This is a genomic window from Pseudomonas sp. CM25 (genome assembly GCF_013179705.1).
Taxonomy (GTDB): Bacteria; Pseudomonadota; Gammaproteobacteria; order Pseudomonadales; family Pseudomonadaceae; genus Aquipseudomonas.
This window is the reverse complement of record NZ_JABMCW010000034.1, coordinates 1-18428: the sequence shown is the minus strand read 5'-3', so window position 1 is coordinate 18428 and position 18428 is coordinate 1. Positions and strand designations below refer to the sequence as shown.

Below are 18428 nucleotides of genomic sequence, written 5' to 3'. Positions count from 1 at the left end.
ACGCTCGAGCGGGTCGTTTTGACACGGCCCCCATCACACCCCTGATTTTGCTGGGGATAAAAGTTGGCACGATTGCTGTAATGGCACAGGCAGTCATTTGAAGCCTCAGGCTCAGGAGTTGCTGCAATGCTCAATGCCGAACAACGTGCAATCATCAAGGCCACTGTCCCCCTGCTGGAAACCGGCGGCGAAGCGCTGACCACCCACTTCTACAAGATGATGCTCAGCGAGTACCCGCAGGTACGCCCGCTGTTCAACCAGGCGCACCAGGCCAGTGGTGACCAGCCGCGGGCCTTGGCCAATGGCGTGCTGATGTACGCCCGGCATATCGACCAGCTGGAGCAGTTGGGCGGCCTGGTGGGGCAGATCATCAACAAGCATGTTGCCCTGCAGATCCTGCCGGAGCACTACCCGATCGTCGGCAGCTGCCTGTTGCGTGCCATCGAGGAAGTGCTGGGCAAGGAAATCGCCACCCCCGAAGTCATCGAAGCCTGGGGCGCGGCCTATGGTCAGTTGGCCGATATCCTGATTGGGGCCGAAGAAAACCTCTATAAACAGAAGGAAGAAGCCGCCGGCGGCTGGCGCGGTACTCGCGAATTCCGCCTGGTGCGCCGTGAGCAGGAAAGCAGCGAAATCGTCTCGTTCCATTTCGCCCCGGTGGATGGCAAACCGGTGCTCAAGGCCGAGCCTGGCCAGTACATTGGCCTGAAGCTGGACATAGACGGTGCCGAGCAGCGTCGTAACTATTCCCTGTCGGCGCTGTGCGATGGCAAGGAATACCGCATCAGCGTCAAACGCGAAGCGGGCGGCAAGGTCTCCAGCTACCTGCACGATGAATGTGTGGTGGGCGAGACGGTGCTGTTGTTCCCGCCGGCGGGTGACTTCACCCTGGCTGCCAGCGACAAGCCGCTGGTGCTGATCAGCGGTGGTGTGGGCATTACCCCGACCCTGGCGATGCTGCAAGCCGCACTGCAAACGCAGCGTGAGGTGCATTTCATCCACTGTGCGCGTAATGGCGCCGTGCATGCCTTCCGTGACTGGGTCGACGGGCTGGCCGCACGTCACCCGCAGCTCAAGCGCTTCTACTGCTATGCCGAGCAGGACAGTGCTGATCAGGCTGATGCAGTGGGCCTGCTGAGTGAAGACCTGCTGGCCGAGTGGCTGCCGCAAGAGCGTGACGTGGATGCCTACTTCCTTGGGCCCAAGGCCTTCATGGCGGCGGTCAAGCGCCAGCTGAGGGGCCTGGGTGTGCCCGAGCAGCAGAGCCGCTACGAGTTCTTCGGGCCGGCGGCTGCCTTGGAGTGATGTAGTGCCTGTACTGGCCCTATCGCCGGCAAGCCAGCTCCCACAGGCACACCACAGGCCCCAGGACCTGTGCGTTCCCTGTGGGAGCTGGCTTGCCGGCGATAGGGCCGGTGCAGGCTTATGCATTCTCAGTGGCTGGGCCGCACCTCTCCTTCCTGCCTATATATAAAGAGAGATGAAACCGCCCACCCAGCTTTCACCTTTAATCCTGCTTTAATCACGGTATCCTTCACTCCCGGGTGTCGAGGGGCTCGCCCCTGCGCGGCACCCGGGCAGCCGTTTTTTGCCGCCCGACGTTGAACCGACCTCGTTGCGGCCGGTCTCAGCCACACCGGATAGCCCTGCGCAGTGCTATCACGCCGCTTCCTCGGCACGCTCCAAGGCCCTGCCCCAGCGTGTAGACTTGCGCAAGGCAGGCGGACCACGCTGCCACTATCCATCGAAGGAACCGGCAATGAACGAACAAACCTCGCGCCTCAATCGGGAACGGCGCTTTCTGGTGCTGTTGGGCCTGATCTGCATTTCGCTGATTGGCGGCGCCCTCTACATGCAAGTGGTGTTGGGTGAGGCACCTTGCCCGTTGTGCATCCTGCAGCGCTACGCGCTGCTGTTCATTGCCATATTCGCCTTCCTTGCTGCGGCGATGCCGGGGCGGCGCAGCCTGACCCTGTTCGAGGCGCTGGTGGTGGTCAGTGCAATTGGCGGAATCGTTGCGGCCGGCAACCATGTGTATATACTCGCCAACCCCATGGTCAGTTGCGGCATCGACACCCTGCAGCCGATCGTGGATGACCTGCCGCTGGCCAAAGTCTGGCCGCTGGCGTTCCAGGTCGACGGCTTCTGCAGCACGCCGTACCCGCCGATTCTCGGTCTGTCACTGGCGCAATGGGCGCTTGTGGCCTTTGTACTGACCGCCATTCTGGTTCCGCTCGGGATCTTGCGCAACCGACGCCAGGCTTAGACATAAGTCCCGATTTGCGTGTGGTCTTTTACGCCGCACGAGAACAGGGAAAATGTCCACACCGCTTGATCCAGATCAACCCCGAGGCCTTGCAGAATGCGGCCTTGGCGCCTATCAGGCGGGGTGCGACAAACTGTCGCGAAGTTGAATAATTGAGCAGCATTGTTACGTATTCTGTAAAAGACTGTTGCTCAATAAGTCATAGTCAAGGGTTGGCGACCTAACTACAATCGCCCCCAATTTCCGTTCGGCACTGCTTGCGAGTCGCAGGATTGAAGGAAGCCCCAGCGCTCCTTTTTGCTGACTTCGTCAAGTTTCGCCCAACGGCGATACCGGGCGGACACCCCTCCGCGTTTCCCGCACCAAATGGACTTGGTCTGAAGTACAGGCCTGTTGCCTACGAAACCATAAGCACCGCCAACACGTTTGAAGCCAAGGTCCTGCAGTCGGACCCCAGGCAGGAGCGAGTACGGGCGAAAAATGCCTCACTTGGCAGGACGAAGTGTTGGCTACCAAAACACAAATTGCATTGAAGCAAGCTGATCTAGAGGTCGTGAGATGAGTAAAAAGCGTTACCCCAGACTGTTTGGCATATTGCCCGTTTTAGGCATGCTTTTACTCAGTGGGTGCAACTGGACCCTGCTCGACCCGAAGGGCCAGGTCGGCATTGAGCAAAAGAACCTGATCCTGATCGCAACCGGCCTGATGCTGCTGGTGGTGATTCCCGTCATCATCATGACCCTGGCGTTCGCCTGGAAGTACCGTGCTTCCAACAAGGCAGCCACCTACACCCCCGACTGGTCGCACTCGACCAAGATCGAGGCCGCGGTGTGGATCATCCCGATCCTGATCATCATCGCCCTGGGTTACGTCACCTACAAGTCGACCCACAAGCTGGACCCTTACCGTCCGCTTGATTCGGACGTCAAGCCGATCCAGATCGACGTGGTCGCGCTGGACTGGAAGTGGCTGTTCATCTACCCGGAGCAGGGCATCGCTACGGTCAACAAGATCAACTTCCCGGCCAACACCCCGATCAACTTCCGCGTCACCTCCGACGCCGTGATGAACTCGTTCTTCATCCCGGGCCTGGGTGGCCAGATCTACGCCATGGCTGGCATGACCACCAAACTGCACCTGATCGCCAACGAGAACGGTGTGTTTGACGGTATCAGCGCCAACTACAGCGGTGCTGGTTTCACCGGCATGAAATTCAAGGCTACTGCCACTTCCCAGGCCGACTTCGATGCATGGGTCGCCGAGGTCAAGCAGTCGCCACTGAAGCTGGACAAGGCCGAGTATGAAGCTCTGGTCAAGCCTAGCGAATACGTCCCAGTCGCGCTGTACAGCGAGGCGCCAGCGGAGCTGTTCCAGACCATCGTCGACAAGTACGAAGGCATGAATCGCGGCAAGCCGGTCCACGAAGAAGCAGGCAGCAAAGATCTGGCCACTACCAAGGGTGTGGAAACGAGTATGCAACCAGCTGCCGGTGCAGAGGAGTAAGAGATGTTCGGTAAACTAAGCCTGGAGGCGATACCCTATCACGAGCCGATAGTCATGGTGACGCTTGCCATGATCGCGCTCGGCGGTATCGCTGTCGTCGGTCTTATCACCTATTTCCGCAAGTGGACCTACTTGTGGAGCGAGTGGCTGACTACTGTCGACCACAAAAAGATCGGCGTGATGTACATCATCGTCGCGATGATCATGCTGCTGCGCGGCTTTGCCGACGCCATCATGATGCGTACCCAGCTGGCTGCCGCTACCGGTGGCTCCGAAGGCTATCTGCCGCCTGAACACTATGACCAGATCTTCACCGCTCACGGTGTGATCATGATCATCTTCATGGCGATGCCGTTCTTCACCGGCCTGATGAACCTGGCGGTTCCTCTGCAGATCGGTGCACGTGACGTTGCCTTCCCGTTCCTGAACTCCCTGAGCTTCTACCTGCTGCTGGCAGGCGTGCTGCTGGTCAACATCTCGCTGGGCGTTGGTGAATTCGCCAAGACCGGCTGGGTTGCCTATCCGCCGCTCGCAGGCATCCAGTACAGCCCTGGGGTAGGTGTCGACTACTACATCTGGGCGCTACAGCTATCCGGCCTTGGTACGACGCTTACCGGTGTGAACTTCCTCGTCACCGTGATGAAGATGCGCGCACCTGGCATGAAGCTGATGGACATGCCGATCTTCACCTGGACCTGCACCTGGGCCAACGTACTGATCGTTGCTTCGTTCCCGATTCTGACTGCCGCACTCGCTCTGCTGACTGTTGACCGTTATCTGGACTTCCACATTTTCACCAACGAGCTTGGTGGGAACCCGATGATGTACGTCAACCTGTTCTGGGCGTGGGGTCACCCTGAGGTCTACATCCTGATCCTGCCGGCCTTCGGCGTGTTCTCGGAAGTGACTTCGACGTTCTCTGGCAAACGCCTGTTCGGCCACCACTCGATGATCTACGCATCGGGCGCGATCGCCATCCTCGGCTTTGCGGTATGGCTGCACCACTTCTTCACCATGGGTGCCGGCGCCAGCGTCAACACCTTCTTCGGCCTGGCGACGATGCTGATCTCCATCCCGACCGGTGTGAAGCTGTTCAACTGGCTGTTCACCATGTATCAGGGCCGTGTGCGCTTCACCGCACCGATGCTCTGGACCCTGGGCTTCATGGTCACCTTCTCCATCGGTGGCATGACCGGCGTACTGCTGGCCGTACCAGGTGCTGACTTCGTCCTGCACAACAGCCTGTTCGTAATTGCGCACTTCCACAACGTGATCATCGGTGGCGCGGTATTCGGCTACATCGCCGGTTTCGCCTTCTGGTTCCCGAAAGCCTTCGGCTTCACCCTGAACGAGAAGTGGGGCAAAGCTGCCTTCTGGTTCTGGCTGTCGGGCTTCTACGTTGCGTTCATGCCGCTGTACGCCCTGGGCTTCATGGGCATGACCCGTCGTCTGAACCACTCCGACAACCCACTGTGGGAACCCTACCTGTACGTAGCCGTTGTCGGCGCCGTGCTGATCCTGTTCGGTATCGCTTGCCAGCTGATCCAGATCTACGTGTCGGTTCGCGACCGCAAAGACAACATGGACGTCACTGGCGACCCATGGGGCGGCCGTACCATCGAGTGGTCCACTTCGTCGCCACCTCCGTTCTACAACTTCGCTCACATGCCTGAGAAAGTTGGTCTGGACGCCTGGCACGAAGCCAAGGAAGCCGGTGTTGCGTACAAAGTTCCGGCCAAGTACGAAGCGATCCACATGCCGAGCAACACCTCCACCGGTCTGTTCATGGGTCTGTTCCTGACCGTGTTCGGTTTCGCCTTCATCTGGCACATCTGGTGGCTGGTGGGCGCGAGCCTGTTGGCAACCATCGCAGTCTTCGTTCGCCACGCTGCACGTGACGACCAGGGCTACATGGTTCCGGCCGAAGAAGTGGCGCGCATCGAAGGCGAGCGTCTGAAAGCGCTGGCCAAAGCAGGTGCTCTGCCTGCCGGCGCACGTGTCGAATCGTTTGAGCGGGTGTAATCAATGTCCAGTCAAGTAATGCACGGCGGCGCTGCTCATGGTCACGACCATGGGCATGACGACCACCACCACGACTCGGGCCAGATGACCGTACTGGGCTTCTGGCTGTACCTGATGACCGACTGCATCCTGTTTGCGTCGCTCTTCGCCACCTACGCGGTGCTGTCCGGCAGTTTTGCCGGCGGCCCGTCGGGTCATGACATCTTCCAGCTCGATTTCGTAGCTGTTGAAACGCTGTTCCTGCTGCTGTCCTCGATCACCTTCGGCTTCGCCATGCTGAAGATGTTCGATGGCAAGAAAGCAGGCGTACTGGGCTGGTTGGCTGTGACCTTCCTGTTCGGTGCAGGCTTCATCGCGATGGAAATCTATGAATTCCATCACCTGATCAGCGAAGGCTTCGGCCCGCAGCGCAGTGGCTTCCTGTCGGCGTTCTTCGCGCTGGTCGGTACCCACGGCCTGCACGTGACTGCTGGTCTGATCTGGATGGCAATCATGATGTACCAGATCAGCAAGCACGGCATCACGCCGACCGCCAAGACCCGCATGAGCTGCCTGAGCCTGTTCTGGCACTTCCTGGACGTGGTCTGGATCTGCGTATTCACCGTCGTTTACCTGCTGGGGGTTCTGTAATGGCTAACGCACACGACACTCATCACGAAGGTAATCACGGTAGCGTCAAGTCGTACATGATCGGCTTTGTACTGTCGATCATCCTGACCGCGATCCCGTTCGCGCTGGCGATGACCGCCAGCTTGCCGAAGAACCTGACCGTTCTGATCATCGTTGCCATGGCCGTGATCCAGGTAGTCGTACACCTGGTGTACTTCCTGCACATGGACCGCTCGAAAGAGCAACGCAACAACGTGTCGACGTTCCTGTTCACCGTGATGGTTATTGCACTGCTGGTCGGCCTGTCGCTGTGGATCATGTTCAACATCCACATCGAAATGATGGCCAAGTGAGGTAAGACTGCATGTCCGTTAAGCACTTTATCCAAATCACCAAACCGGGGATCATTTTCGGTAACGTGCTTTCCGTGGCAGGCGGTTTCTTCCTTGCCTCGAAGGGCCATGTGGATTTCGCCCTGTTCCTGGCGGTGGTGATCGGTACTTCGCTGGTGGTGGCGTCCGGATGCGTGTTCAACAACTGCATCGACCGTGACATCGACCACAAGATGGAGCGCACCAAGAACCGCGTCATGGTTCAGGGCGGTATGTCGCTGCCCCTCGCGCTGATCTACGCCACCCTGCTCGGGGTGGCGGGTTTCAGCCTGCTGTATGTCCAGGCCAACCCGCTGGCGGCGTTCTGTGCGCTGATCGGCTTCGTTGTCTACGTCGGTTTCTACAGCCTGTGGCTGAAGCGCAAATCGGTGCACGGCACCTTGGTCGGCAGCCTGTCCGGTGCCATGCCTCCGGTGATCGGCTACTGCGCCGTGAGCAACAGCTTCGACCTGGCTGCGGTAACCCTGCTGGTGATGTTCAGCCTGTGGCAGATGCCTCACAGCTTTGCCATCGCGATCTTCCGTTTCAAGGATTACAGCGCTGCCAATATTCCGGTCCTGCCGGTGGCACGCGGTATCCTTGCCGCGAAGAAGCAGATCGTGCTGTACGTGCTGGCCTTCGTGCTCGCCACCTTGATGCTTACCCTTGGCGGTTACGCCGGCCTCGGCTACCTGGCCGTGGCAGCTGCCATGGGCCTGTACTGGCTGTACATGGCATGGGGTGGCTACAAGGCCGAGGACGATAGCAAGTGGGCGCGCAAGGTGTTCGGTTTCTCCATCCTCACCGTCACTGCCCTGAGCGTGATGATGGGTGTGGATAGCCAAACGGCTGCGGACGTGCTGATGACTTACGCACGCTGAAATAGCTGCCTGTTTCACGAAAACCCCGGACATGTGCCGGGGTTTTTTTATGGGTTTTTCCTGGGCCGGCCTCTTCGCGGGTGAACCCGCTCCCACAGGATCTCCACAAGCTTGAGGGTTTTGATATCCCTGTGGGAGCGGGTTCACCCGCGAAGAGGCCATGCCTGAAGAAATAAATCCCTGATTTTAAAAAATAGATCTGAAAAAATCTAAAAAAACAGGAAATTGTCCTTTACATGCATCCTGTTTCGGCACTATCTTCTGATCCAGGCCGCCATATCGGCCAACGTCGCTCGGACGGTTCCGGGCGCTTACGTATTCAGAGGAAGCCATGGCCAACCCAGGTTCGCCGCGCCGCTTTGCGCGCATCGATCGTCTCCCCCCTTACGTCTTCAACATCACTGCCGAGCTCAAGATGGCTGCCCGCCGCCGTGGCGAGGACATCATCGACCTGAGCATGGGCAACCCCGATGGCGCCACCCCGCCGCACATCGTCGAGAAGCTGGTGCAGGTCGCCCAGCGTGAAGACACCCACGGCTACTCCACCTCCCGCGGTATCCCGCGCCTGCGCCGGGCCATCTCCAACTGGTACAAGGAACGCTACGAGGTCGACATCGACCCGGAAAGCGAAGCCATCGTCACCATCGGCTCGAAAGAGGGCCTGGCGCACCTGATGCTGGCCACCCTTGATCAGGGCGACACGGTACTGGTGCCCAACCCCAGCTACCCGATCCATATCTACGGTGCAGTGATTGCCGGTGCCCAGGTGCGCTCCGTGCCGCTGGTGCCGGGTGTGGACTTCTTCAACGAGCTTGAGCGGGCCATCCGCGAGTCGATCCCCAAGCCGAAGATGATGATCCTCGGCTTTCCGTCCAACCCCACTGCCCAGTGCGTGGAGCTGGACTTCTTCGAGCGTGTGGTGGCCCTGGCCAAGCAGTATGACGTGCTGGTGGTCCACGACCTGGCCTATGCCGACATCGTCTACGACGGCTGGAAGGCCCCATCGATCATGCAGGTGCCAGGCGCCAAAGACATTGCGGTGGAGTTCTTCACCCTGTCGAAGAGTTACAACATGGCTGGCTGGCGAATCGGCTTCATGGTCGGCAATCCCGAACTGGTCAGCGCCCTGGCCCGGATCAAGAGCTACCACGACTACGGCACCTTCACCCCCTTGCAGGTAGCGGCCATCGCCGCGCTGGAAGGCGACCAGCAATGCGTGCGCGATATTGCCGAGCAGTACCGCCAACGCCGCAACCTGTTGGTGAAGGGCCTGCACGAACTGGGCTGGATGGTCGAGAACCCCAAGGCGTCGATGTACGTGTGGGCGAAGATCCCGCCGGAGTACGCGCACCTCGGCTCGCTGGAGTTCGCCAAGAAGCTGCTGGCCGAGGCCAAGGTATGCGTGTCGCCGGGTATCGGCTTTGGTGAGTATGGCGACGACCATGTGCGCTTTGCCCTGATCGAAAACCAGGACCGCATTCGCCAGGCCATTCGCGGTATCCGCCAGATGTTCCGGGCTGACGGCCTCGGCCGCAAGTAAGCAACCGGGGCTGCAAAGCAGCCCCGGAATCTTCAGCCGGGCGAGCTTTCCGCCTGCATCCCACGCCTCAGCCTACCTATCTTCAGCACTCATTTCTCAGCGAAGAGATCCCCCATGAGTGTCTTCACCGCCTATTTCTGCGGCACCGGCTCGCACCGCTTCGACGATGCCAACCCCAACTTCTGGAACGGCGAACTGGTCTCGACCCTTGCCAGCAACGATCAGGGCCGCGAGTTCGCCCACTGGATAGCCGTGGACGGTCCAGGTAGTGGCAACCTTCAGGATGACAACCTGTTCGTCGAGCCTGGCAGTTACTACAACTGGAGCGGCCAGCTGTTCGGGCGCGGCTGGGAAGAGAACGTCAACCATGTGCTGCAGCTGATAAAGGGTGAAACCAGCTGGCAGCGCCGCAAACTGAGCGAAGATGAATATGAACGGCTGAAAGACGCCGGTGTGCCGATACCGGATGCTGCTTCCACGGCCTCCTGGTTCTGGCGCACTTACGACTATGGAGTACGTCAGCCGACCCCGCAGGAGCTGCAGGAGCGCATCATCAGCATGTTCCGCGAGCCACGTCTGCCAACCCAGGTCAACCTGGTGGGATGGAGCAGGGGAGGGATCAGCTGCCACATGTTGGCCAACGCCATGGCGAACGACCCTGCACTGCGGGGGATACCTGTGAACATATTCGCGATTGATCCAGTGCCTGGGGTCGGCAACGTGCAGTCCGAGCGGGTAACGTTGGCTGCCAATGTCCGGGAATACGTAGGCTTCTATTCCCGGGATGAGCGCTCCAGAGGGTTTGCCTGTGTCATCCCGTCAGTCCACGGCAGCACGCGTATCTGCGTCTACCCGATGCCAGGGCGCCATGCCACGCTGGTGGGCAACGCCTCGGCCGATGGTGCGGGCGTTGGCAAGGTGTTGGCCGAGCCTGGCCTGATCGTGCGCCATTTTGCCGAGGTATGCCTGACTCGCTGGGGCGTTCAGCTGGCCAACCGCCTGAATCTCGACGATAGCCAGTTGATGCAATACCACAAGGCGATGGCTGCAGCGGACGGGCGCTACCAGGACATGCGAAACGAGTCGTACACCGTGCTTACCGAAGGTGAAAAGCATGACCGGCTGGTGCATTGCGGCCTGGCCCCCACGCATTTCAGCAAGGTGCAGGGCAACGCCTATCACCCCCGCGAGGGGTTGGCCTTGCAGCGCTGGAATGCCAGCACCTACAAGGCTATCAGCTGACGGCAGCGGGCGGCCGGTGACGTCACTGGCCGCTCGCACCCGTGCGCCGGATCAGCGGCAACTTTTTTTACGTCTGCCCTCTATCCAGCCGGCCCCGCTTGGATTAAAAATGGCGCCGCGGGCCAGACCCGATAACAACAACCTTCCCTCCGTGGCACCATGTCCGAATATAACCCTTGCCTTGACTGCGGCGCCTGCTGCGGGTACTTCCGTGTGTCCTTCTTCTGGGGCGAATGCCAGTCTGCCGGGGGCGTTGTGCCGGACGACCTGGTGGTCCAGATCAACCCAACCCGCGTTGCCATGATTGGCACCGATGCCAAGCCTTGCCGCTGTGTCAGCCTTGCTGGCGAGATTGGTAAAGAGGTGGCCTGTACCATTTATGCCAACCGTTCCAGCCCTTGCCGCGAGTTTGATGCTTCGTGGGAGGGTGGGGTGCATAACCCCAGCTGTGATGATGCGCGGGCGGCGTACGGGCTGCCACCGCTCACCCCGCCGGGGGCCAACGAACCGCACTGGCCGGATGATGGGGCTGAGGTGGCCTGAGGCATTGTTGCTCGCCTGCACTGGCCTCATCGCCGGCAAGCCAACTCCCACAGGTACTGCACGAGGCTCAGGCCCTGTGGAGACCTTGTGGGAGCTGGCTTGCCGGCGATGGGCTGCAAAGCAGCCCCGGGATGCCCGAACCTTGCACATGAAGTTAAACTGTCATCTCCCCAGCAATGGACAGGAGATCCGGCGTGACCCCACCCCGCAGTTTCCCCAGTGACCTCTGCCTCGACAGCCCGCGCCTGCAGTTGCGCCCCATGCGCCATGCCGATGCCGCGCAGTGGCTGGCGATCATGGCCGACCCCGAGGTCATGCGTTATTGGCACCATGCCCCCTGGCATGACCTGGCCGAGGCCGAAAGCGCCCTGGCCGCCGACCGCGAAGCCTATGCCAGCGGTGATCAGCTCAAGCTCGGCATGTACCGCCGCGACAACGGCGAACTCATCGGCATGGTCCAGCTGTTCAACATCGACGACATCTCCCGCCGCGGCGAAATCGGCTACTGCCTGGCCAGCGCGGTGCAGGGCAGGGGCTACATGGACGAAGCGCTGACCTGCTTCATCGACTACCTCGCCCATACCCTGCACATGCGCCGCCTGGAAGGCGAGATCGACCCGCGCAACCAAGGCTCGGCACGTACCCTCGAACGGCAGGGCTTCGTGCTGGAAGGCACCCTGCGGGCGCGTTGGTGCGTGGCGGGTGAACTGTCCGACTCGGGTATCTACGGATTATTGCTGGAGCCACCGGTTGCATAGTCTCATGGCGGCTACTACTGTTCGGGCACAATTCCCACTTGTGGCCCGTGCTCCATACCCGTAGCCGACCCACCAAGACCGTGGGCACTTCGACCTATGGCAACTACTACGGCGAACCACGCAATTTCATGGTGACCCTGCGCGGCAGTTACTGAAGGTTTGGTGGCGGGGCAGGGCCTGGGTTAAGGTCGCAGTCTGTCCCGTTTTCCCAGGTGTGTCCCTTGCCCGTTTTCTACCTGAGCATCAGCCTGCTGCTGTACCTGCTCGCCCTGTTTTTCGACGGTGCACTGATGAGCGGCGGGCGCCACATGCCGGCGCTGCAGATGCTGCTGTACGGGCCATGGGGCATGCCCTTCGGCTTGTACCAGTGGTTTGCCAACCCGCTGCTGGCCGTCGCCATCCTTGCGCATCGGCGGCTCCGCCGGCTGGCGTTGCTGGCCGGGCTGGCAGCGCTGTACCTGGCGGCCAGCAGCTTCGGCATCACCCGTTTGCCGGATAACCAGACCTATGAATTCCATGACCTGACCGGTTTTGGTCTTGGCTTCTACCTGTGGCTGGCGGCGATGGTGGTGTTCTGCCTGGGCCAGGCCTGGCATTGCTGGAAGGCGCGTAGCGCAGACGACATGCCGGGCTGGAGCTGGCTCGACGTGGTGCTGATTGCGGCGTTGGGCGTGGCCTTGTATACGGCGACTCAAATGCCCTCGTTGCGCTTCGAGCCGGGCAAGGTGCTGATGCCGCCTGAGCAGCCGCAGACGCTGTGATATCCACAAGGAGGATTCGCATGATCAAGCATTATCTGGCAGGCCTGGCACTGGCCGGCGTGCTGCCAATGGCGGTGGCGGAGGACTACACGCCGGCCTATGGACAGTGCATGGACAAGGCCTCCAGTACTGTGGCCATGAGTGAATGCATCGGGGCCGAGACACACGTGCAGGACCAGCGCTTGAACCGTGTGTACAAGCAACTGATGGGCAAGCTGGATGCCGGGCAGCAGAAGAGCTTGCGCGATGTACAGCGCAAGTGGCTGGCCTACCGCGATGGTAATTGCCAGTTCCATGTGCAGGCCAGTGGCGGGACCATGGCGCAGCTGGAGGGTGGTTCATGCATGATGGACATGACCCGCGACCGGGCGGCCGAGCTGGAGCGGGTGCTTAGCCCGGGGCTGTAGAGCCTTTTCAGAAATGATTGGCCCGCCCTTGTAGGAGCGGCCTTGTGTCGCGAAAGGGCCGCAAAGCGGCCCCGGGATGTCAGCATCAAGGCAGCAATAGCCGGGGCTGCTGCGCAGCCCTTTCGCGACGCAAGGCCGCTCCTACAGGTTTTGCAGCGCCTTTCAGATGCGGGGTTCGCGAAGCGCCCGGGCCTTGAGGTACTCGCGCACTTCCACGGCATCCCCGGCAAACTCGATGCGCTCGGCTTTGGCATCGCGCTGGTAGGCATACATCGGGTCGTAATATTCGTTGAGCAAGCCTTCGATCCAGCCCCGGTGCAGGTCCACCGCGCCGCTGCGCTGCTGTTCTTCCAGGGCCTGGCGCAGGGTCTCCGACAACCTCTGGTAACGTTCGCCACCAAGACGTTTGTGGATATTGGCCATGCTTTGCAGCATTCGCTCGGCAAACAGGCGGCGGCCATCTTCTTCGCCATGCACGCTGACGAACTCGGCACTCAGGTTGACCACGTAGTCGCGCAGAATGCGCTCGACGCGGTTGGCGAAACTGTCTTCCAGCCACACCAGCGGGTACTGCTGCATACCTTGGTACAACGCCAAGGGTACGGTGCAGCTGCCAACGATGCGCCCTTCATCTTCAAGCACAAACTGCCCGATGCCCCTGGCGCGTTTCTTCAGCACATCGATTGCCAGCTGGTTTTCGAAGTCGATCTGAGCTGGTTGCGCAGTGGCGCGCTTGCCAAAGCTGGAACCACGATGATTGGCATGGCCTTCCAGGTCCAGCACGTTGCCCAGCTGGTGTAGCACGTCGGTCTTGCCGGTGCCGGTCAGGCCGCCCAGCAGCACGAAATCGCACTGCTCGACCGCCTGCTGGGTGGTCTCCAGCAAAAAGGTGCGCATGGCCTTGTAGCCACCTTTGATGCGCGGGTAGCGGATACCCGCCTCATCGCGCAGCCAGCCCTGCACGATCTGCGAGCGCAGGCCGCCACGGAAGCAGTACAGGTAGCCCTCGGGGTGGGCCTGGGTGAACGCCACCCAGGCGTCCAGGCGTGCCTGTCTGGTGGCGCCGCTGACCAGCTGGTGGCCCAGGGCGATGGCGGCAGCCTGGCCCTGCTGCTTGTAGCAGGTGCCGACCTTCTGCCGCTCCTGGTCATTCATCAGCGGCAGGTTGACCACGCCCGGGAAGGCGCCTTTGGCGAATTCGACCGGGGCACGCATGTCCATCATCGGCACGTCGTCGAGGAACAGCTGGGCAAAATCGGTGCAGTCGGGGCGCATCAGATCACCTCGACTGCGTGGCTCTGTCGCTCCACCAGCGTGCCGATCGGCGACAGTTTCAGGCCCAGCTCTGCGGCCACCGCGAGGAATTCGGTTACACCTTCCGGGGCCACCGCCACCAGCAGACCGCCGCTGGTTTGCGGGTCGCACAACAGGTGCTTCTGGTCGTCGCCGAGGGCGCCGATCTTGTGGCCGTAGCTGTCGAAGTTGCGCAGGGTGCCACCAGGGATGCAGCCCTCGGCCAGGTAATGGTCCACGCTGGGCAGGCGCGGCACGGCGGCGTAGTCCAGGTGCGCGGTAAGGCCGCTGCCTTCGGCCAGCTCCACCAGATGGCCGAGCAGGCCGAAACCGGTGACGTCGGTCATGGCCTTGACCCCATCGAGTTTGCCGAAGCGGCTGCCGGGGGTGTTGAGGGTGCACATCCAGTCGCGGGCCAGGCCCTGGTCCTGTGCGCGCAGTTTGGTCTTTTTCTCGGCGGTGGTGAGGATGCCGATGCCCAACGGCTTGGTCAGGTAAAGCTGGCAGCCCACGGTGGCGGTGTCGTTGCGCTTGAGGTGGCGCTTGCTGACCACGCCGGTCACGGCCAGGCCGAAGATTGGCTCGGGGGCGTCGATGGAGTGGCCGCCGGCCAGCGGGATGCCGGCTTCGGCGCACACCGCACGGCCACCGCGGATCACTTCGCGGGCGACTTCCGGTGGCAGTACGTTGACCGGCCAGCCGAGGATGGCAATGGCCATCAGCGGATCACCGCCCATGGCGTAGATGTCGCTGATGGCATTGGTGGCGGCGATGCGGCCGAAATCGTAGGGGTCATCGACAATCGGCATGAAGAAGTCGGTGGTGGAGACCACACCGCGCTCTTCGTCCAGCGCGTACACGGCTGCGTCGTCGCGCGAGGCGTTACCGACCCACAGTTTCGGGTCCAGGGCCTGGGCGCCGCTCTCGGCGAGGATCACGTCCAGCACCTTGGGGGAAATCTTGCAGCCACAGCCGGCACCATGGCTGTACTGGGTCAGGCGAATCGGCTCGCTCATACGCACCTCGGCAGGTCAAATTGTTGCGCGATTGTAGCAAAGCTGGCCTTTGGGGCTGTGGCTCTTATACTTCTGCGGATCAGCTACCCGCTGCTCTTCTCGCCATTGAACCGGAGATCACCCATGCTCAAACGCCCCTTGGCGCTCGCCGCCGGCCTCGTGCTGTCTTGTTGTGCCGTTGTCGCCCAGGCCGCCGAAACCCTGCGGGTCAGCGCCATCCCCGACGAAGCGCCGACCGAATTGCAGCGCAAGTTCAAGCCATTGGGCGAGTACCTGGCCAGGCAACTGGGCATGGAGGTGAAGTTTGTGCCGGTAGCCGACTACCCGGCGGTGGTCGAGTCGCTGGCTGCCGACCGGCTGGACCTGGCCTGGCTGGGCGGCTTCACCTTTGTCCAGGTGCACCTGAAGGACCCGAAGGCAACCCCGCTGGTGCAGCGTGAGCAGGATGCGCAGTTCACCTCCAAGTTCATCACCGCCAACCCTGACGTGAAAAGCCTCAGCGACCTCAAGGGCAAATCGTTCGCCTTCGGCTCCATCTCGTCCACTTCGGGCAGCCTTATGCCGCGTTACTTCATGCTCAAGCAGGACAACATCAAGCCCGAGGACTACTTCAGCCGTGTGGCCTATTCCGGTGCCCACGACGCCACCGTGGCCTGGGTGCAGGCCGGCAAGGTGGACGGTGGTGTGCTCAATGCCAGCGTGTGGCAGAAGCTGGTGGATGCCGGCAAGGTCGATACCGGCAAGGTGAAGGTGTTCGCTACCACCCCGACCTATTTCGACTACAACTGGACCGTGCGCGGCAATATGGAGCCGGCGCTGAAAGAGAAGATCAAGAAGGCTTTCCTCGACCTCGACCCGGCCAACCCGGAGCACAAGGCGATCCTCGACCTGCAGGCTGCCAGCCGCTTCATCGAGACCAAGCCTGAAAACTACGTGGGCACCGAGCAAGCTGCACGCGAGGCCGGTCTGCTCAAGTGACTGCTTCCAACGTGGCTATCCATCTGCACAGTGCCGGGCTGCGTCATGGCCAGGTGCGTGCGCTTGACGCGGTGAGCCTGTGCATCGAGCAGGGCGAGCGTGTCGCCATCATCGGGCCGTCGGGGGCGGGCAAGTCGAGCTTGCTGCACCTGATGGCTTCGGCTATTCGGCCTGGCAGCGGTCGCCTGGAGCTGCTCGGCGAGCAGCCGTGGGCTTTGTCGGCCAGGGCACGTCAGCGCCTGCGGGCGCAGGTAGGCCTGGTGCACCAGGCACCGCCGTTGCCGCCGCGCCAGCGAGTGGTGACAGCGGTGCTGGCCGGCCGCCTGGGGCAGTGGGGAATGCTGCGCGGCTTGCTCAACCTGCTGTACCCCAGCGATGTACCGGGGGCGCGCCAGGTTCTGGCAGAGCTGGGCCTGGCCGACAAGCTGTTCGTGCAATGTGGCCAACTGTCCGGCGGGCAGTTGCAGCGAGTGGGGATTGCCCGGGCGTTGTACCAGCGGCCGCAACTGTTGCTGACTGACGAGCCGGTGTCAGCAATGGACCCGGTGTTGGCCGACCATAGCCTGGCCTTGCTCAACCGCCATGCCCAGGCTAATGGTGTGACCCTGGTGGCGAGCTTGCATGCAGTAGAGCTGGCGCTGGCGCACTTCCCACGGGTGATCGGCATTCGCGACGGGCAGGTGGTGTTCGACTGCGCGGCCGAGGCGGTGAGCGAGCAGATGCTGGATGCGTTGTACGCCAACGAACAACTGGCTTCGCCGCCCACCCAGGGACCGACTCTGACCGTGCAGATTCCGCGATGCTGACAGCTGACGCGCGCGACCCGGCCCTGATGCCGCGGTTGCTGCTGACCTTGCTGGCCGTAGCGGTGCTGTGGCCAGGCGTGCAATTGAGCGAACTTGACCCTTGGGTGCTGTTTCAGGCGGAGAACCGGCAGCAGATCGCCAGTTTCACCGGCGCCTTCTGGCCGCCGGCACACGATGCCGATTTCCTTGCGTTGCTGTACGAAGCCACCTTACAGACCCTGGCGGTGGCCACTGCCGGCATGGCGTTGGCGTTGTTGTTGGCGATTCCTGCAGGGCTGCTGGCTAGCCGAGCGTTGTCGCTGCGTGCCGCCTCCCGCGGTGGGCGGGCCGGTTTCTGGTCGCGGTTGCTGCGCCTGCCTGTGCGCGGGTTGCTGATTTTCCTGCGCAGTGTGCCGGAAATCGTCTGGGCACTGCTGTTTGTGCGGGCTGTGGGGCTGGGGCCGACGGCGGGTGTACTGGCCATCGCCATCACCTACAGCGGCATGCTCGGCAAGGTATACGCCGAGATTTTCGAGTCGGTCGACCAGCGCCCGGCGCATGCCTTGATGCAAGCGGGCAGCGGCCGGCTGGCGGCATTTCTCTACGGCATTCTGCCTAATGCTGCCTCCGAGGTTGTGTCCTACACCGTGTACCGTTGGGAGTGCGCGGTGCGGGCGTCGGTGGTGATGGGCTTTGTCGGCGCTGGCGGGCTGGGACAGCAGATCGACTTGTCGATGCGCATGTTCGCCGGTGCGGAGGTGGCGAGCATGCTGCTGACTTTCCTGCTGCTGGTGATGCTGGCCGACCTGCTTAGCCGCCTGTTGCGCTGGAGGCTGGCATGAACCGGGTGATCAACCTGTTACTGCTGGCTGCCATCGTGACGGCGGTGGCGGCCTCGTTCGCTTACCTGGAACTGGACCTGCAGGCGCTGGTGGGCAACGGTGGGCTGGGGCAGATGGGTGAGTATGCCGGGCGTTTCCTGCACCCGGACCTCTCGGCTGCACACCTGCGTGCCGTTTGGCACGGGGCGCTGGAGACCCTGGCCATGTCCGGCCTGGGGACGCTGCTGGCCATGGTGCTGGGGATGCTGCTGGCGCTGCCGGCTGCGGGCCGCTTCGGTTGGCCGTTCCAGGCGGCGTCGCGGTTGCTGCTCAATGGCTTGCGGGCCATTCCGGAACTGGTATGGGCGGCGCTTACGGTGCTGGCGGCCGGCCTTGGCCCCAATGCCGGTACCCTGGCCCTGGCGCTGCATACGGCTGGCGTGTTGGGGCGGCTGTTCGCCGAGGCATTGGAAAATGCGTCGCCGGAGCCTGCAGCGGCGATTCGCTTGCAGGGTGGTGGCCAGGTCGCGGCGTTCTGCTATGGCACCTTACCCAATCTCTGGCCGCAGTTGCTGGCCTACAGCCTGTACCGCTGGGAGAACAACATCCGCATGGCCAGTGTGCTGGGGTTG

General features: G+C 61.8%; 19 protein-coding genes. 17 read left to right on the top strand and 2 right to left on the bottom strand.

What is annotated here, in order from left to right; all coding sequences use genetic code 11:
• Window positions 1-126: 126 nt before the first annotated feature.
• The 13 genes from hmpA to HP546_RS06210 all read left to right on the top strand — a co-directional run bounded on the left by hmpA (window position 127) and on the right by HP546_RS06210 (window position 12903).
• On the top strand, window positions 127-1305 hold the full coding sequence (hmpA, locus tag HP546_RS06270; protein ID WP_172221190.1) for an NO-inducible flavohemoprotein: 1179 nt from the start codon (window positions 127-129) through the stop codon (window positions 1303-1305).
• A gap of 454 nt (window positions 1306-1759) precedes the next feature.
• Window positions 1760-2266, top strand: a complete 507-nt coding sequence (locus tag HP546_RS06265) for a disulfide bond formation protein B (protein ID WP_172221187.1) — start codon at window positions 1760-1762, stop codon at window positions 2264-2266.
• 558 nt (window positions 2267-2824) lie between these two features.
• Window positions 2825-3769 (top strand): ubiquinol oxidase subunit II, encoded by a 945-nt coding sequence (gene cyoA / locus HP546_RS06260; protein WP_172221184.1) that lies wholly within the window; start codon window positions 2825-2827, stop codon window positions 3767-3769.
• A 3-nt stretch (window positions 3770-3772) separates the two neighbouring features.
• Complete coding sequence (gene cyoB, locus HP546_RS06255; protein WP_172221181.1) at window positions 3773-5791, top strand: cytochrome o ubiquinol oxidase subunit I; 2019 nt, start codon at window positions 3773-3775, stop codon at window positions 5789-5791.
• A 3-nt stretch (window positions 5792-5794) separates the two neighbouring features.
• Window positions 5795-6421 carry a cytochrome o ubiquinol oxidase subunit III gene (cyoC, locus tag HP546_RS06250; protein ID WP_172221178.1) on the top strand — a complete coding sequence of 209 codons (627 nt, stop codon included), beginning with the start codon at window positions 5795-5797 and terminating at the stop codon, window positions 6419-6421.
• Window positions 6421-6753 carry a cytochrome o ubiquinol oxidase subunit IV gene (cyoD, locus tag HP546_RS06245; protein WP_172221175.1) on the top strand — a complete coding sequence of 111 codons (333 nt, stop codon included), beginning with the start codon at window positions 6421-6423 and terminating at the stop codon, window positions 6751-6753. Before cyoC ends, cyoD begins: the two co-directional genes overlap by 1 nt.
• 11 nt (window positions 6754-6764) lie before the next feature.
• Window positions 6765-7652: a heme o synthase gene (cyoE, locus tag HP546_RS06240; RefSeq protein WP_172221172.1), complete on the top strand. Its 888-nt coding sequence runs from the start codon at window positions 6765-6767 to the stop codon at window positions 7650-7652.
• A 331-nt stretch (window positions 7653-7983) separates the two neighbouring features.
• A complete protein-coding gene (gene alaC, locus HP546_RS06235) occupies window positions 7984-9192 on the top strand; it encodes an alanine transaminase (protein WP_172221169.1) in 1209 nt (402 codons plus the stop codon).
• Between the two features lie 114 nt (window positions 9193-9306).
• On the top strand, window positions 9307-10434 hold the full coding sequence (locus HP546_RS06230; RefSeq protein WP_172221166.1) for a hypothetical protein: 1128 nt from the start codon (window positions 9307-9309) through the stop codon (window positions 10432-10434).
• A gap of 159 nt (window positions 10435-10593) precedes the next feature.
• On the top strand, window positions 10594-10977 hold the full coding sequence (locus HP546_RS06225) for a YkgJ family cysteine cluster protein (RefSeq protein ID WP_172221163.1): 384 nt from the start codon (window positions 10594-10596) through the stop codon (window positions 10975-10977).
• A gap of 194 nt (window positions 10978-11171) precedes the next feature.
• Window positions 11172-11735, top strand: a complete 564-nt coding sequence (locus HP546_RS06220) for a GNAT family N-acetyltransferase (protein WP_172221160.1) — start codon at window positions 11172-11174, stop codon at window positions 11733-11735.
• A 221-nt stretch (window positions 11736-11956) separates the two neighbouring features.
• Entirely contained in the window at window positions 11957-12496 is a 540-nt protein-coding gene (locus tag HP546_RS06215) for a hypothetical protein (RefSeq protein ID WP_172221157.1), read from the top strand.
• A gap of 20 nt (window positions 12497-12516) precedes the next feature.
• Window positions 12517-12903, top strand: coding sequence for a lysozyme inhibitor LprI family protein (locus tag HP546_RS06210; protein WP_172221154.1), 387 nt, complete (start codon window positions 12517-12519; stop codon window positions 12901-12903).
• A 162-nt stretch (window positions 12904-13065) separates the two neighbouring features.
• Here the strand turns inward: HP546_RS06210 and mnmH are convergent, their stop codons facing one another.
• Together mnmH and selD are read right to left on the bottom strand one after the other, a co-directional pair.
• A complete protein-coding gene (mnmH, locus tag HP546_RS06205) occupies window positions 13066-14178 on the bottom strand; it encodes a tRNA 2-selenouridine(34) synthase MnmH (RefSeq protein ID WP_172221151.1) in 1113 nt (370 codons plus the stop codon).
• Window positions 14178-15212 carry a selenide, water dikinase SelD gene (gene selD, locus HP546_RS06200; RefSeq protein WP_172221148.1) on the bottom strand — a complete coding sequence of 345 codons (1035 nt, stop codon included), beginning with the start codon at window positions 15210-15212 and terminating at the stop codon, window positions 14178-14180. The genes mnmH and selD overlap by 1 nt, the downstream gene beginning before the upstream one ends.
• Window positions 15213-15335: 123 nt before the next feature.
• Between selD and HP546_RS06195 the strand changes: the two genes are divergently transcribed.
• From HP546_RS06195 to HP546_RS06180, 4 genes are all read left to right on the top strand, one after another.
• Complete coding sequence (locus HP546_RS06195; protein WP_172221146.1) at window positions 15336-16190, top strand: putative selenate ABC transporter substrate-binding protein; 855 nt, start codon at window positions 15336-15338, stop codon at window positions 16188-16190.
• On the top strand, window positions 16187-16996 hold the full coding sequence (locus tag HP546_RS06190) for an ATP-binding cassette domain-containing protein (RefSeq protein ID WP_172221143.1): 810 nt from the start codon (window positions 16187-16189) through the stop codon (window positions 16994-16996). Before HP546_RS06195 ends, HP546_RS06190 begins: the two co-directional genes overlap by 4 nt.
• On the top strand, window positions 16990-17817 hold the full coding sequence (locus HP546_RS06185; protein WP_172221140.1) for an ABC transporter permease: 828 nt from the start codon (window positions 16990-16992) through the stop codon (window positions 17815-17817). The genes HP546_RS06190 and HP546_RS06185 overlap by 7 nt, the downstream gene beginning before the upstream one ends.
• A partial coding sequence (locus tag HP546_RS06180) for a phosphate/phosphonate ABC transporter permease (protein WP_172221137.1) occupies window positions 17814-18428 on the top strand: 615 nt, incomplete at its 3' end. The genes HP546_RS06185 and HP546_RS06180, both read left to right, overlap by 4 nt.

Excerpts from the sequence above, each read along its gene's own strand:
- HP546_RS06230 (WP_172221166.1), top strand. The coding sequence starts at position 9,307 with ATGAGTGTCTTCACCGCCTATTTCTGCGGCACCGGCTCGCACCGCTTC.
- alaC (WP_172221169.1), top strand. The coding sequence starts at position 7,984 with ATGGCCAACCCAGGTTCGCCGCGCCGCTTTGCGCGCATCGATCGTCTC.
- mnmH (WP_172221151.1), bottom strand. The coding sequence starts at position 14,178 with ATGCGCCCCGACTGCACCGATTTTGCCCAGCTGTTCCTCGACGACGTG.
- cyoD (WP_172221175.1), top strand. The coding sequence starts at position 6,421 with ATGGCTAACGCACACGACACTCATCACGAAGGTAATCACGGTAGCGTC.
- cyoA (WP_172221184.1), top strand. The coding sequence starts at position 2,825 with ATGAGTAAAAAGCGTTACCCCAGACTGTTTGGCATATTGCCCGTTTTA.
- cyoC (WP_172221178.1), top strand. The coding sequence starts at position 5,795 with ATGTCCAGTCAAGTAATGCACGGCGGCGCTGCTCATGGTCACGACCAT.
- HP546_RS06265 (WP_172221187.1), top strand. The coding sequence starts at position 1,760 with ATGAACGAACAAACCTCGCGCCTCAATCGGGAACGGCGCTTTCTGGTG.
- HP546_RS06210 (WP_172221154.1), top strand. The coding sequence starts at position 12,517 with ATGATCAAGCATTATCTGGCAGGCCTGGCACTGGCCGGCGTGCTGCCA.
- hmpA (WP_172221190.1), top strand. The coding sequence starts at position 127 with ATGCTCAATGCCGAACAACGTGCAATCATCAAGGCCACTGTCCCCCTG.
- selD (WP_172221148.1), bottom strand. The coding sequence starts at position 15,212 with ATGAGCGAGCCGATTCGCCTGACCCAGTACAGCCATGGTGCCGGCTGT.
- HP546_RS06225 (WP_172221163.1), top strand. The coding sequence starts at position 10,594 with ATGTCCGAATATAACCCTTGCCTTGACTGCGGCGCCTGCTGCGGGTAC.
- cyoE (WP_172221172.1), top strand. The coding sequence starts at position 6,765 with ATGTCCGTTAAGCACTTTATCCAAATCACCAAACCGGGGATCATTTTC.
- cyoB (WP_172221181.1), top strand. The coding sequence starts at position 3,773 with ATGTTCGGTAAACTAAGCCTGGAGGCGATACCCTATCACGAGCCGATA.
- HP546_RS06195 (WP_172221146.1), top strand. The coding sequence starts at position 15,336 with ATGCTCAAACGCCCCTTGGCGCTCGCCGCCGGCCTCGTGCTGTCTTGT.
- HP546_RS06185 (WP_172221140.1), top strand. The coding sequence starts at position 16,990 with ATGCTGACAGCTGACGCGCGCGACCCGGCCCTGATGCCGCGGTTGCTG.